This is a genomic window from Streptococcus mitis (assembly GCF_047464035.1).
Taxonomy (GTDB): Bacteria; Bacillota; Bacilli; order Lactobacillales; family Streptococcaceae; genus Streptococcus; species Streptococcus mitis_DX.
This window is the reverse complement of the sequence record NZ_JASHCQ010000007.1, coordinates 13,256-28,187: the sequence shown is the minus strand read 5'-3', so window position 1 is coordinate 28,187 and position 14,932 is coordinate 13,256. Positions and strand designations below refer to the sequence as shown.

Annotated in this window: 9 protein-coding genes and 1 pseudogene; 8 read left to right on the top strand and 2 right to left on the bottom strand. The window is 40.1% G+C overall.

The features are described from left to right. Window positions 1-124: 124 nt before the first annotated feature. Window positions 125-841 (bottom strand): GntR family transcriptional regulator, encoded by a 717-nt coding sequence (locus tag QM818_RS03740; RefSeq protein ID WP_414299935.1) that lies wholly within the window; start codon window positions 839-841, stop codon window positions 125-127. A 318-nt stretch (window positions 842-1,159) separates the two neighbouring features. Here QM818_RS03740 and QM818_RS03735 point away from each other — a divergent pair, with 318 nt between their 5' ends. The 7 genes from QM818_RS03735 to QM818_RS03705 all read left to right on the top strand — a co-directional run bounded on the left by QM818_RS03735 (window position 1,160) and on the right by QM818_RS03705 (window position 8,298). Next, window positions 1,160-2,947, top strand: coding sequence for a glycoside hydrolase family 35 protein (locus tag QM818_RS03735; protein WP_261080951.1), 1,788 nt, complete (start codon window positions 1,160-1,162; stop codon window positions 2,945-2,947). After that, complete coding sequence (locus tag QM818_RS03730) at window positions 2,944-3,420, top strand: PTS sugar transporter subunit IIB (RefSeq protein ID WP_020903315.1); 477 nt, start codon at window positions 2,944-2,946, stop codon at window positions 3,418-3,420. The genes QM818_RS03735 and QM818_RS03730 overlap by 4 nt, the downstream gene beginning before the upstream one ends. 26 nt (window positions 3,421-3,446) lie before the next feature. Then, window positions 3,447-4,352 (top strand): PTS mannose/fructose/sorbose/N-acetylgalactosamine transporter subunit IIC, encoded by a 906-nt coding sequence (locus QM818_RS03725; RefSeq protein WP_023947383.1) that lies wholly within the window; start codon window positions 3,447-3,449, stop codon window positions 4,350-4,352. Next, window positions 4,339-5,160: a PTS system mannose/fructose/sorbose family transporter subunit IID gene (locus QM818_RS03720; protein ID WP_020903317.1), complete on the top strand. Its 822-nt coding sequence runs from the start codon at window positions 4,339-4,341 to the stop codon at window positions 5,158-5,160. Before QM818_RS03725 ends, QM818_RS03720 begins: the two co-directional genes overlap by 14 nt. 3 nt (window positions 5,161-5,163) lie before the next feature. Further along, the gene (locus QM818_RS03715) at window positions 5,164-5,568 is read left to right on the top strand and encodes a PTS sugar transporter subunit IIA (RefSeq protein WP_020903318.1); all 405 of its coding nucleotides are present in this window, start codon (window positions 5,164-5,166) and stop codon (window positions 5,566-5,568) included. A 210-nt stretch (window positions 5,569-5,778) separates the two neighbouring features. Next, window positions 5,779-6,945, top strand: coding sequence for an SIS domain-containing protein (locus tag QM818_RS03710; protein ID WP_084950526.1), 1,167 nt, complete (start codon window positions 5,779-5,781; stop codon window positions 6,943-6,945). A 315-nt stretch (window positions 6,946-7,260) separates the two neighbouring features. Further along, entirely contained in the window at window positions 7,261-8,298 is a 1,038-nt protein-coding gene (locus QM818_RS03705; RefSeq protein ID WP_414299934.1) for an aldose epimerase family protein, read from the top strand. A 14-nt stretch (window positions 8,299-8,312) separates the two neighbouring features. On the opposite strand, the pseudogene QM818_RS03700 reads toward QM818_RS03705, so the two are convergent. Then, window positions 8,313-8,903 (bottom strand): annotated as a pseudogene (locus tag QM818_RS03700) (transposase); the annotation flags it as partial. A gap of 215 nt (window positions 8,904-9,118) precedes the next feature. Here QM818_RS03700 and QM818_RS03695 point away from each other — a divergent pair. Continuing rightward, the gene (locus QM818_RS03695; protein ID WP_414299933.1) at window positions 9,119-14,932 is read left to right on the top strand and encodes a G5 domain-containing protein; all 5,814 of its coding nucleotides are present in this window, start codon (window positions 9,119-9,121) and stop codon (window positions 14,930-14,932) included.

Below are 14,932 nucleotides of genomic sequence, written 5' to 3'. Positions count from 1 at the left end.
AAATTACCTATATTTTAGTAAAATTTAAACAAATTTAGTCTATCTTAATTTACATATAGAAAATACATTTTTAATGTCATATAATAAGCATAGAAAAAGCCCAAGCAAGGCTTAGGCTTTCTTCTTAGTGATCACGGTCACATGAAATGAATTTGATTTTGTAGTAATCTGCGCGTTTATATGTTTCGCTGTATGCAAGAACTTGACCAGTAGACTCTAGTTTAGTAGTCTTGGTTTGTAAAACGGTTGGGAATTGTTCATCGACTCCGAGGATTGAAGCCGCATGTTCTGGAGTTGGAAATGCTATTTCATTGATTTCTTCAAAATGTTCATCATTCATGTGAATGTGGTAATCCAATTTGAAACGGTTATAGATAGAGCTATAATATTCAAGATTTGGATAATTTGCGTTGATGTATTGTTCTGGGATATAAGATGTATGGTAGATGTACACACCACCACCCGTTTCGCGAACGCGTTCAATCTTGTAGTAGAACTGATCTCCGCGTAGTCCAAGTTTTTCTAAGTAGCTTAGTTTGTTTCCACGCTCAATAGAAAGGACGGTAACTTTATCATCTTTAGTTTCAAAAACTTCTACATCTGAAAACTCTACGAGTTTGTGTTTGCGTGCGCGTGAAACGAATGTACCCTTTCCTTGTTGACGGACAATATAGCCATCCTTGGCAAGGTCGTTTAAAGCGCGAACAACTGTGATAGAACTAACATCATACATTGCAATCAATTCAGCTTCAGTGTAGAATTTATCTCCACTGGCAAATTGACCAGAAATGATTTTGTTCTTTAACTCATCTTTAATATATTGATACTTTGGAATTGCCATATTTTCACCTCGATTTTCCTTCTCCGTTAAAGATTTTACCATAAAACTGGAAAGAATAGTAGCCTTTTGAATAAAAAAATTAGAATAATAGGCTATAAGGTTAATTTACATAGGAATAAATAGAAAAACCTACATTTTTATACATGGTGCTAAAATGTTGTTATGACTATAGATTACAAGATTTTTATAAGTTTTTTGTGTAAAATTTAGTGAAAAATGAAAAAAATTGTGAAAACCTATTGACAAATGTAAGATATTGAGATATATTTACTATATCAACAAATGAAAGCGTAAACTTTATTGTCAGAAGGTAAGAATATGACACGATTTGAGATACGGGATGATTTTTATCTCGATGGAAAATCATTTAAGATTTTATCTGGCGCCATTCATTATTTTAGGGTTCCTCCAGAAGATTGGTATCATTCGCTCTATAACTTGAAGGCTCTTGGTTTTAATACAGTAGAGACTTATGTGGCCTGGAATTTACACGAGCCTCGTGAGGGTGAGTTTCACTTTGAAGGAGCTCTGGATTTGGAGCGATTTCTTCAGACAGCACAAGATTTGGGTCTCTACGCTATCGTTCGTCCCTCTCCCTTCATCTGTGCGGAGTGGGAATTCGGTGGCTTACCAGCTTGGCTTTTAACCAAAGATATGAGGCTTCGTTCCTCAGATCCTGCTTATATTGAAGCTGTCGGTCGCTACTATGACCAGCTCTTGTCACGGTTGGTGCCACATTTGTTGGACAATGGTGGCAATATCCTTATGATGCAGGTTGAAAATGAGTATGGTTCTTATGGCGAAGATAAGGCTTACCTAAGAGCAATTCGACAGTTGATGGAAGAGCGTGGTGTAACCTGTCCCCTCTTTACATCAGATGGTCCATGGAGAGCTACTCTGAAAGCTGGAACCTTAATCGAAGATGACCTCTTTGTGACAGGGAACTTTGGTTCTAAAGCTCCGTACAACTTTTCACAGATGCAGGAATTCTTTGATGAGCATGGCAAGAAATGGCCGCTCATGTGTATGGAGTTCTGGGATGGCTGGTTCAATCGTTGGAAAGAACCGATTATCACACGGGATCCGAAAGAGTTGGCAGATGCAGTTCGAGAGGTTTTGGAACAAGGCTCCATCAATCTTTACATGTTCCATGGTGGCACAAACTTTGGTTTCATGAATGGTTGCTCAGCTCGAGGGACTTTGGACCTGCCACAAGTTACATCTTATGATTACGATGCCCTTCTGGATGAAGAAGGAAATCCAACTGCCAAATATTTGGCAGTCAAGAAGATGATGGCAACACATTTCCCAGAGTATCCCCAGTTGGAACCACTCTACAAAGAGAGTATGGAGTTGGATGCTATTCCACTGGTAGAAAAAGTTTCCTTGTTTGAAACTTTGGATAGCTTGTCAAGTCCAGTAGAAAGCCTCTATCCTAAAAAGATGGAGGAGTTGGGACAAAGCTATGGCTATCTACTTTATCGAACAGAAACAAACTGGGATGCAGAAGAAGAAAGACTTCGTATCATTGACGGTCGAGATAGGGCTCAGCTTTATGTCGATGGTCAGTGGGTTGAAACCCAATATCAGACAGAGATTGGGGAAGATATTTTTTATCAAGGTGAAAAGAAAGCGCTATCTAGGCTGGATATCTTGGTAGAAAATATGGGGCGTGTCAACTATGGACACAAGTTCTTAGCGGATACGCAACGTAAGGGAATTCGGACAGGTGTTTGTAAGGATTTGCACTTCTTACTAAACTGGAAACACTATCCACTCCCACTAGATAATCCTGAGAAAATTGATTTTTCAAAAGGATGGACAGAAGGACAACCAGCCTTTTACGCTTATGACTTTACAGTCGAAGAGCCAAAAGATACTTACCTAGACTTGTCTGAGTTTGGTAAGGGAGTTGCCTTTGTAAACGGGCAGAATCTAGGACGTTTTTGGAACGTCGGCCCAACCCTCTCGCTTTATATCCCTCATAGCTATCTCAAGGAAGGTGCCAATCGTATCATCATCTTTGAAACAGAGGGCCAATATAAAGAAGAGATTCATTTAACTCGTAAACCTACACTAAAACACATAAAGGGGGAAAACTTATGACAATTGTAGGATGCCGTATCGATGGACGTTTGATCCACGGACAAGTAGCCAATCTATGGGCTGGAAAACTAAATGTTTCACGTATCATGGTTGTAGATGACGAAGTTGTCAACAACGACGTTGAAAAGAGTGGTTTGAAACTTGCAACACCACCAGGTGTGAAGTTGAGTATTTTGCCAATTGAGAAAGCGGCAGCCAATATTCTTGCTGGAAAATACGATAGCCAACGTCTCTTTATCGTGGCTCGTAAACCAGACCGCTTCCTTGGTTTGGTAGAAGCAGGTGTACCAATTGAAACCCTTAATGTTGGGAATATGTCTCAAACACCAGAAACTCGCGCCATCACACGTTCTATCAACGTAGTGGACAAGGATGTGGAAGACTTCCACAAATTGGCAGAAAAAGGTGTTAAACTTACTGCTCAAATGGTTCCAAATGATCCAATTTCAGACTTTTTGAGCTTATTAAAATAGGAAAAAATTTTTAGGAGGTCATTGTTATGATACAATGGTGGCAAATTTTACTTCTCACTTTGTACTCAGCTTATCAAATCTGTGATGAGTTGACGATCGTTTCATCTGCAGGTTCCCCTGTATTTGCTGGTTTCATTACTGGTTTGATTATGGGAGATGTGACTACTGGTCTGCTTATCGGTGGTAACTTGCAACTGTTCGTTCTTGGGGTTGGTACCTTCGGTGGTGCTTCTCGTATTGACGCAACTTCTGGTGCGGTTCTTGCAACAGCATTCTCAGTTTCACAAGGAATCGCTACAGACCTTGCGATTACAACAATCGCTGTACCAGTAGCAGCACTTTTAACATACTTCGACGTTCTTGGACGTATGACAACTACTTTCTTCGCACACCGTATTGATGCTGCAATCGACCGCTTTGATTACAAAGGTATCGAACGCAACTACTTGCTTGGTGCGATTCCTTGGGCTTTATCTCGTGCCCTTCCAGTCTTCTTCGCGCTTGCATTTGGTGGTGAATTTGTACAACACGTAGTAGACTTCGTTACAAAATACCAGTGGGTTGCAGATGGTTTGACACTTGCAGGACGTATGCTTCCAGGTCTTGGATTTGCAATCTTGCTTCGTTACCTTCCAGTTAAACGTAACCTTCACTACCTTGCAATGGGATTTGGTTTGACAGCTATGTTGACTGTTCTTTACTCATATGTAACAGGTCTTGGTGGCGCTGTTGCTGGTATCGTAGGTACTCTACCGAAAGATGTTGCTGAAAAAATTGGTTTCGTGAACAACTTCAAAGGTTTGTCTATGATTGGTATCTCTATCGTAGGTATCTTCCTTGCAGTGCTTCACTTCAAAAATAGCCAAAAAGTAGCTGTAGCAGAACCTTCTACACCATCAGAAAGTGGGGAAATCGAAGATGACGAATTCTAATTACAAACTTACAAAAGAAGATTTTAATCAAATCAACAAACGTAGCTTGTTTACTTTCCAATTGGGTTGGAACTACGAACGTATGCAAGCTTCTGGTTACCTTTACATGATCTTGCCTCAATTGCGTAAAATGTATGGGGATGGAACTCCTGAATTGAAAGAAATGATGAAAGTTCATACTCAATTCTTCAATACTTCACCATTCTTCCACACCATTATCGCTGGTTTTGACCTTGCCATGGAAGAAAAAGATGGTGTGGGTTCAAAAGACGCCGTTAATGGTATCAAGACAGGTTTGATGGGACCATTCGCTCCTCTTGGAGATACAATCTTTGGTTCACTTGTACCTGCGATCATGGGATCTATCGCAGCAACTATGGCTATCGGTGGTCAACCTTGGGGTATCTTCCTTTGGATTGCAGTTGCAGTAGCGTATGATATCTTCCGTTGGAAACAGTTGGAATTTGCCTACAAAGAAGGGGTTAACCTTATCAACAATATGCAAAGTACCTTGACAGCTTTGATTGACGCTGCATCTGTACTTGGTGTCTTCATGATGGGTGCTCTTGTAGCAACAATGATCAACTTTGAAATTTCTTACAAGTTGCCAATCGGTGAAAAGATGATTGATTTCCAAGACATCTTGAACCAAATCTTCCCACGTTTGCTTCCAGCAATCTTTACTGCCTTTATCTTCTGGTTGCTTGGTAAGAAAGGTATGACCTCTACTAAAGCTATCGGTATCATTATCGCTCTTGCAGTAGGTCTTTCTGCCTTTGGTAAATTTGTACTTGGAATGGGCGCATAATTTATGGCTAAATCATTAATTTTGGTGAGTCATGGTCGCTTCTGTGAAGAACTTAAAGGTAGCACTGAAATGATCATGGGTCCACAAGACAATATTCATGCAGTGGCTCTTCTTCCAGAAGATGGTCCAGAAGAATTTACTGCGAAATTTGAAGCTGCTATTGAAGGATTGGATGATTTCCTAGTCTTTGCGGATCTTCTCGGTGGAACACCATGTAACGTGGTCAGTCGTTTGATCATGGAAGGTCGTGACATCGAACTTTATGCAGGAATGAATCTTCCAATGGTGATTGAATTTATCAATGCGAGCCTTACAGGTGCAGATGCGGACTATAAGAACCGTGCTGCAGAAAGCATTGTGAAAGTTAATGACCTGTTAGCTGGCTTCGATGATGACGAAGATGAATAAGATGTGACAACGTGAAAATCAGAGGGAAAATAGGCGATAGGAGGATGGAGCGATTCTCCGACGATAATCGATCTTTTTCCCAAAGATTTTAGTTGGAACTCGATTCAATAAGATGTGATAACGTGAAAATCGTTAGAGCATTTTATATAGAATATACATGGGAATGGGGCTTACTCCCATTCCCATATTTAATAGAAAAAGAGGAACTCAATGCTACATTATACAAAAGAAGATTTGCTCGAATTGGGTGCAGAAATCACTACACGTGAAATCTACCAACAGCCTGATGTATGGAAAGAAGCTTTTGAATCTTATCAAGCAAAAGGTGAAGAAATTGCAGCTTTCCTACAAGGAATTGCTGATAAACATAACTATATCAAGGTTATCTTGACAGGTGCGGGGACTTCTGCTTATGTAGGAGATACCTTGGTACCTTACTTTAAGGAAGTCTATGACGAACGCAAATGGAATTTCAATGCTATTGCGACAACAGATATCGTTGCCAATCCAGAAACTTATTTGAAAAAAGATGTGGCAACTGTCCTTGTATCCTTTGCTCGTAGTGGGAACTCGCCTGAAAGTGTGGCGACTGTTGATTTGGCCAAGGCCTTGGTAGATGAGCTTTACCAAGTGACGATTACTTGTGCAGCAGATGGTAAATTGGCTCTTCAAGCTCATGGAGATGACCGCAATCTCTTGCTCTTGCAACCAGCTGCCTCTAATGATGCTGGATTTGCCATGACTTCTAGCTTTACGTCTATGATGTTGACAGCTCTCTTGGTCTTTGATCCTACAGAATTTGCTGTTAAAGCTGAACGTTTTGAAGTTGTATCTAGTCTTGCCCGTAAAATTCTAGACAATGCAGAAGATGTCAAAGAGTTGGTTGACCTAGACTTTAACCGTGTCATCTATCTAGGCGCTGGTCCTTTCTTTGGGCTTGCTCATGAAGCTCAGCTCAAGATTTTGGAATTGACAGCTGGCCAAGTGGCGACCATGTATGAAAGTCCAGTCGGCTTCCGTCACGGTCCAAAATCTCTTATCAACGAAAATACAGTTGTTTTGGTCTTTGGTACAACAACAGACTACACTCGCAAGTACGACTTGGACTTGGTTCGTGAAGTTGCTGGTGACCAGATTGCTCGTCGTGTTGTGCTTTTGAGTGATCAAGCTTTTGGTCTTGAAAATGTCAAAGAAGTGGCCTTTGGTTGTGGCGGTGTCTTGAATGATATTTACCGTGTCTTCCCTTACATCGTTTATGCCCAACTCTTTGCCCTATTGACTTCACTCAAGGTAGAAAACAAACCAGATACACCGTCTCCTACAGGTACAGTAAATCGTGTGGTACAGGGTGTTATCATCCACGAATATCAAAAGTAATACTCTTCGAAAATCTCTTTAAACCATGCTAGTGTCGCCTTGCCGTAGGTATATGTTACTGACTCTGTCAGTTCTATCCACAACCTCAAAACAGTGTTTTGAGCTGACTTCGTCAGTTCTATCTACAACCTCAAAGCAGTGCTTTGAGCAGCCTGTGGCTAGCTTTCTAGTTTGCTCTTTGATTTTCATTGAGTATAAGACAGTATTTATGAATTCTTGATAAGAGGATTTGTAAATCATACAAGTAAACCATAGATTGTGAATGGACTTTCTATGGTTTGTTTGCTTAATAGAATTAGGAAGAAGGAAAAACGAATGAAAGCATACACAGAGCGTGTGTTCGGAAGAGTTGATGAACAAGATGTCCTAGCTTATTGCTTTGAGACTGATGCTGGTTATCAATTAGAGGTTATGACTTATGGGGCGACTATCTTGCGCTATGTCACACCTGACAAGGCTGGAAACTTTGCCAACGTTATCTTGGGTTTTGATGATTTTGATAGCTATGTAGGCAATAGTCCCAAGCATGGAGCTAGCGTAGGTCCTGTGGCGGGCCGTATTGCAGGTGCGACCTTTGAGCTTAATGGCAAGACCTATGACCTTGAAGTCAACAATGCTAGCAACTGTAACCATAGTGGTTCAACTGGTTGGGATTCCAGCTTGTTTGAATTGGTCGAGGTGAGCGACCATGGCTTGACTCTCTACACAGAGCGTACAGATGGGACAGGAGGGTTCCCTGGAAATCTCAAGATTTGGATCAGTTACCACTTAGAAGAAACTGGTGCCTATGAAATCAGCTACAAGGTGACAACCGATCAAGATACGCTGGTCAATCCAACCAACCACAGCTATTTCAACTTGTCTGGTGATTTCACGCAGACGATTGACCGCCATGTCTTCCAACTAAATACAGAGGGCATTTACCCAATCGCTCCCGACGGTGTTCCTGCCAAAACTCCAGATGCCAATCGTGATGTGGTTAAACACATCTACAATGGTGCCTTGTTGAAGGATATCTTTGCAGAGGAAGATGAGCAAATCCAGCTGGTATCTGGCTTGGACCACCCATTTGCCCTCCCTACGGGTCATGACAATGCTGGTTTCCTTTATGACCAAAATTCAGGTCGCTTCTTGCTTTTCAAGACAGAGGCTCCATGTTTTGTGGTCTACACAGCAAACTTTGTCGATGAGAGTGTCATCATAGGAGGTCAGCCAATGGTACAGCACAATGGGATTGCACTTGAAGCGCAGGCTTTACCAGATGCCATTCATAGCGACCTCAAAGACCAAGTCATTCTTAAAGCCGGTCAAACCTTTACAAGCAAGACACGTTATGAGCTTGTTGTGAAATAAAAGGATAGGAATTTCTACTTTTTGGGGTGCAGTTCAAATCCGTTGCTTTTTTTGCAAGCTAAGGGATTTTTGTCCCAGACTCTTTCTTTTTTGATGTTCAACGCGATAAAAATCCTTTTTTTGAAGTTTTCAAAGTTTCGAAAACCAAAGGCATTGCGCTTGATGAGTTTGATGAGATTATTAGTGGCTTCCAATTTGGCGTTGGAATAGGGTAACTGAAGGGCATTGACGATTTTCTCTTTGTCCTTTAGAAAGGTTTTAAAGACAGTCTGAAAAAGAGGATGAATCTGCTTTAGATTGTCCTCAATGAGTCTGAAAAATTTTTCTGGTTCCTTATTCTGAAAGTGAAAAAGCAAGAGCTGATAGAGATTATAGTGGTCTTTCAAGTCTTCTGAATAGCTCAAAAGCTTGTCTAGGATTTCTTTATTGGTTAAGTGCATACGAAAAGTAGGGCGATAAAATCTCTTATCACTGAGTTTACGGCTATCCTGTTGGATAAGTTTCCAGTAACGCTTGATAGCCTTGTATTCATGGGATTTTCGATGAAACTGATTCATGATTTGGACACGAACGCGACTCATAGCATGGCTAAGATGTTGGAGTAAAACAGTCCAGTGAACTGTTTTAGCCTGAGCCTAGAAATTAGAAAGCGAAGCTGTTTAGCCAAGTCAAATAGATTGCAAGATGTTCACTTAATCAGAAGAACAACTTTCTTGCACTTGACTTGATAATTGGGGTATAATTAAATTTATAGGATTTTGATAGACAAAATTTCAGTCTTCAAAAATAGTATCCTTTGATTGTTAGAAATTGGTTTAATATGAAAGAAAAAATAATAAAATCATCAAATCAGCGACAACTATTCTCTTTTCGTAAGTATAAAGTTGGACTTTGTTCTGTTTTATTAGGTACAGCGTTGGTTTTTGGAGCTTCAGTGTCTAGCCTTGTTAGTGCAGCTGAACTTGAGAAAAAACCTTCTGTTACAGAAGGAACTGATGTTACAGGAAGCAGTACGGTGTCTAGTCCTAATGATGCTTCCAACAAAATATCTAATCATACAAATACAGTAGAAGATGCTCCAGTAGTCAATGTAACAGCTAGTGCTGATGAGATGAAAAAAGAAGACGATTACTACGCTCGTGAGATATTCAAGGGTTCAGAAGTGGTATCGGTAGATGACGTGGAGACAAATAATAAGGTAGATAAGAGTATTGATCTTAGTTCAGATCTACCAAAAGTCAAGAATTTAACCAATGCTACAGTTCATGTTGAGTTTAAAGCAACAGAAACGGTACCGAATTTATATAGTGTATTTTCTACCTCTAGTACTTCAAGTCGAAATGAGTATTTCCTTTTAGGAGTAAGTGGAAACAAGCCTGTTGTAGAGGCTAGAACAGGAAAAGAGGGGAGCTATCAGTACGATCGTTTTGAAGATGGAAAGGAAAGTATTCGTCCTAATGAGTGGAATTCGTTAACCTTTACTATTTCTCGACCTAATGTTAATGTAGATGCCGGTGAGGCGAAACTTTATGTTAATGGTAGGTTATCAAAATCTTCTGCTAAATCGGGTCTTTTTTTGACAGCTATGCAAAACTTGACCAATATGCAGTTAGGAGCTATGCAACGTGGAAATGGTAAAGTTTGGGGGACTAATCTAGATATCCGTAATCTAACGATTTATGATTATGCCTTCAGTGACACAGAGGTAGGACAACGAAGTACTATTTTTCTTCGAGATCCTGAGGGAAACAAGGCTCTTGGTCCAGCTGAATTAACAGATAATAAGGCTGTTTTTCAGTCTGGATTGAATGGTCAGAAAAATAGTGATGGGATTTATTCTTATCGTATACCATCTTTGCTGAAAACGAATGATGGTACAATAATTGCAGGGGCAGATGAACGTCGTTTGCATTATTCTGACTGGGGTGATATTGGAATGGTTGTTCGTCGAAGTGAGGATGGAGGCAAAACTTGGGGTGAACGAATTAATATTTTAAATATTCGTGATAATCCAAGAGCTAGAAATGCTAATATTGGTTCTCCTACTTCTATTGATATGGTTTTAGTACAAGATTCCAAGACAAAGAAAATTTATTCTATCTACGATGTCTTTCCAGAAGGACAAGGAATTTTGGGTATGAGTGTTACTCGTGAAGAGTCTTATACAGTTGTCAATGGTCGAACATATCAGATAGTATATAAGGGTAATGAGAAATATACTATTCGGGAAGATGATTATATTTATGATAGTAATAATCAAAAGACATCTTATCATGTAATCACTAAATCGACTCAGTCTGAAAATAAGTACAGTGATACAGGTGATTTGTATAATGGTAGTAAGTTAGTGGGAAATATATATTTTACCCCAACAACTGACTCGCCTTTTCGTGTAGCCAAGGATAATTTTATATGGATTTCAGAGAGCAATGATGACGGAAAAACTTGGTCAGCACCAAGGGACATTACACCCCAGATAAAGAAAGATTGGATGAAATTTTTGGGTACGGGTCCAGGTTCAGGTATTGCATTGAAGCATGGTCAATATGCAGGGCGTTTAGTAGTACCTATGTATTCAACTAATTATGTATCTCATCTCAATGGTTCTCAGTCTTCTCGTGTAATTTATTCTGATGATCATGGTTTGACTTGGCATATGGGAGCTTCTCCTAATGATGGTCGTATCTTCAGAGGGGAAACTTTGAATTCTAATACTATGAGAAACACAGCAGCAGAATTGACTGAGGCTACTGTTATCGAGTTAAACGATGGAACACTCAAGATGTTTATGCGTAATCGAAGTGGTCATGTTCAATTTTCTACTAGTAAAGATGGTGGTGCTACTTGGGGTGCTGTTGAAACAATTAGTGATATTCCAGATGTTTATGTACAACTTTCAGCAGTTCACACTGTGCAAAATGGTCGGGAGTACATTGTATTAGTAAATGCTAATGGACGTGGTCGTGAAAATGGTTATGCTCGACTTGCAGAAGTTCAATCAGATGGTAGTTTGAAATGGATCAGACATAATTTGGTCCAAGCTGGTAAGTTTGCTTATAATTCTGTTCAAAATCTAGGTAATGGTGAGTTTGGTCTTGTCTATGAGCACAGTGAAGATGGTGAAAATGACTATACTCTTTCCTTTAGAAAGTTTAACTGGGATTTCTTAAATCCAACGGTTCGGGCAGTTTCTGCTCAAGTGACGACAGATGATAAATTAGTTTCTATACGTTATGATGGTGAGGTACTTGCTCGAAAAGGCCTGGTTTTAACATTATCCAATGGTAGAAAACTGCCTTTTGTTACTCAGTATGATAATCGTACCCTTCTTTTCCAATGGCAACCAGAGGATGAGGGGGCGACTGTAACAGGTATTCAAACAGGGACTTTGGATAGCGTGACAGATATTCCACTGGATACTACCAATGTTCGTCTGCCAATCCGTACTCGCACTGTTGAACCAACGGATCCAAAAGTGGCAGATTCTCTCCTTTATCCTGATATCAACAATGACTTAAGGTGGCCAGTTGGTTTGAGCTACGATGATTTGAATAGAACTGTAACCCGAACTATACATTATGTTGCTGATGACGGAAAAGTTTTCCCAGATACAGTACAGACAGTCGCTTATAGTCGTAATGCTATTGTTGATCTGGTTAAAGGTACGGTTACTTATGGTTCTTGGGTCTTGGCTAAGTCAGAGTTTGACAGTCTTGTTGTTCCTATACAGGCTGGATATTTGGCTGATAGATCTTTGATTACTAACCAAAATATCGAAAAAGATGTTCAGACTTTGGTACCAATTTCGGTGACAACTAGTGTCCGTTATAAGAAATTAGGTTCTTGGATTGTTCAAACTCCAAATTCTGAAATGAATAGGATATCTTATCCCAATAGCTATTTAGATGCGAGTGTTATCGGCAATCATAGTACGGTTACTATTCCTTATATAGCGGGTTACCGTGCGATTGGGAAAGATGGGAATTATTTGACCTTGAAAAATACGGATCGTCCAGCAGAAGGATATCTAGCACCACGCCCTGATGATGCCACCCAAGATAGCATCATTCGTTATGATAAAGATAATCAAAGTGCTCAGATTCGTTTTGTGAATCAATCTAATAAAGCGGTCTTATCAACTGTTTCTTTAACTGGAAAAACAGGTGAAGTGATTGATAGTAAGTCTGTAGAAAGGGAAATTTTATCTTTCTTGAACAAAGGTTATCGGATTGTTACAGATGAATTTCATCAGATACTAACTCCTGTTTATGGTGACAACAGTCGTGTGGTTACTCAATTTACTATTGTGCTTACACCAAGGGTGGAGAAGATTGATGCTAGTCAGTATAAAGAAAAAGATTCATTGGTAGATAGCCAGTTGAAGCTTACTTGGCCAGCTGGTTTGACAGAAAAAGACTTACAGAAGTCGGTTAGTCGTACGACTCGTTTCTTGAATACACAAGGCGAGGAAATTGCGCCTGCTCACGAAGCTGTTCTTAATTATAGAAGAACAGCAACTGTTAATCTTGTAACCAAAGCTGTTCTTTATACGGGTTGGATTGCTGAACAAAATAAATTTCCAGCAGTTTCAGCTCCAGTTGTGAGTGGTTACCTAGCAAATGAATTGGGGAAACCAGAATTATCAAGTACTCCAAATATCCCAGCAAGAGTGGATGCTATTCATTATCGCAAACTTGGACAATGGGTACTAAAATTACCGTCAGAGACAATAAAAATAACTTATCCTAACGACCGTAGTAATGCAGGACGTGTTGGAACAGATCAGTCAACGGCTCCAGTTGTGACAGGTTATCAAGCTAAATATCAAGGTAAAAACCTAGTTTTAGCACAGGATGGAAGAAGTTATATTCTTTCCCTTCCAGAAGATGTTACACGTGATATGATAATTGACTACACTCGTATTCCAGCTGTAGAAGGGAAAGAAGAAGTTCGTGAAACGGTATCAATTCCTTACGAACGCTTGACTGAGGTTAGCTCTGATCTCTATACAGATCAAACTCAGCTGAAACAGTCAGGTCGTGTAGGTTCTAAGACTGTTGTGAAGCTATACCAAACATTAGATGGTGTGAAAACAGACAAGATCCTCTCTGTCCGTGAGGAAAATGTAGTGGATTCTCAACCCGAGATTATCCTAGTTGGTACTAAGCCTATTAAGAGTCGAGAAAACGTTGTTAGCACAGAAGAAATCGCACCAGTACTTGTGTACCGAGAAGACCCTTCACTCCTGAAAGGCCAAAGTCAGACTGTTCAAGGTCGTGCAGGTCAGCGTAAGATTATTACTATCTATGAAACAGACCACGGTATACGTACTGGAATTATCCTTTCTCAAACCAGTGAAATTGTGCAAGAAGCAACCCCAACAATCATCTATCAGGGGGCGAAGGTTATCGGTCGTACTCTGCCAGAAGATGGTCCTCTATCTCCAATAGTTGAAAAACCAAGTGTGGAAATCCGCATAGAGGAAACTGACTTTACTACTGAATATAGGGATAGTGCTAACTTACCAAAAGGTCAAACGAAGGTCTTGATTGCAGGAGAAAAAGGTCAGCGTACTATCCTGACAGAAATTAGTAGTGACAATGGTGTAGAAACACGTAGTGAGCTATCTAATACTATTACCAAGGAACCGATCCATCAAGTTGTCTTAATAGGGACCAAAGCTGTAGAAGGGGAAGAAGAAGTTCGTGAAGCGGTATCAATTCCTTACGAACGCTTGACTGAGGTTAGCTCTGATCTCTATACAGATCAAACTCAGCTGAAACAGTCAGGTCGTGCAGGCTCTAAGAGTGTTGTGAAGCTATACCAAACACTGGATGGAGTAAAAACAGAAAAGGTTCTCTCCGTCCGTGAGGAAAATATAGTTGCCTCTCAACCCGAGATTATCCTAGTTGGTACTAAGCCTATTAAGAGTCGAGAAAGCGTTGTTAGCATAGAAGAAATCGCACCAGTGCTTGTGTACCGTGAGGACACTTCGCTTCTGAAAGGTCAAAGTCAGACCGTTCAAGGTCGTGCAGGTCAGCGTAAGATTGTAACGATCTATGAAACAGACCATGGAATACGTACTGGAATGATCCTCTCTCAAACAAGTGAGATTGTGCAAGAAGCAACCCCAACAATCATCTATCAGGGGGCGAAGGTTATCGGTCGTACTCTGCCAGAAGATGGTCCTCTATCTCCAATAGTTGAAAAACCAAGTGTGGAAATCCGCATAGAGGAAACTGACTTTACTACTGAATATAGGGATAGTACTAACTTACCAAAAGGTCAAACCAAGGTCTTGATTGCAGGAGAAAAAGGTCAGCGTACTATGCTGACAGAAATTAGTAGTGACAATGGTGTAGAAACACGTCGTGAGCTATCTAACACTATTACCAAGGAACCGATCCATCAAGTTGTCTTAATAGGGACCAAAGCTGTAGAAGGAGAAGAAGACAAGAAAACACCTCTAATTCCTTCGAATGAGAATGTGATTCTTAGTTCTGATAGAAAATTAGCGAATTCTGCTAAGGAGTTACCAAGGACGTCGAATACTGATGATAAAAACTTATTTGTGCTTGGGTCAATCGGACTTCTCTTGGGTTTGGGATTGAGTGTTAGAAAAAGAAAAAATTGA

Bases quoted from the DNA above. Each gene is read 5' to 3' on its own strand.
- QM818_RS03740 (WP_414299935.1), bottom strand. From the start codon at position 841: ATGGCAATTCCAAAGTATCAATATATTAAAGATGAGTTAAAGAACAAA.
- QM818_RS03735 (WP_261080951.1), top strand. From the start codon at position 1,160: ATGACACGATTTGAGATACGGGATGATTTTTATCTCGATGGAAAATCA.
- QM818_RS03730 (WP_020903315.1), top strand. From the start codon at position 2,944: ATGACAATTGTAGGATGCCGTATCGATGGACGTTTGATCCACGGACAA.
- QM818_RS03725 (WP_023947383.1), top strand. From the start codon at position 3,447: ATGATACAATGGTGGCAAATTTTACTTCTCACTTTGTACTCAGCTTAT.
- QM818_RS03720 (WP_020903317.1), top strand. From the start codon at position 4,339: ATGACGAATTCTAATTACAAACTTACAAAAGAAGATTTTAATCAAATC.
- QM818_RS03715 (WP_020903318.1), top strand. From the start codon at position 5,164: ATGGCTAAATCATTAATTTTGGTGAGTCATGGTCGCTTCTGTGAAGAA.
- QM818_RS03710 (WP_084950526.1), top strand. From the start codon at position 5,779: ATGCTACATTATACAAAAGAAGATTTGCTCGAATTGGGTGCAGAAATC.
- QM818_RS03705 (WP_414299934.1), top strand. From the start codon at position 7,261: ATGAAAGCATACACAGAGCGTGTGTTCGGAAGAGTTGATGAACAAGAT.
- QM818_RS03695 (WP_414299933.1), top strand. From the start codon at position 9,119: ATGAAAGAAAAAATAATAAAATCATCAAATCAGCGACAACTATTCTCT.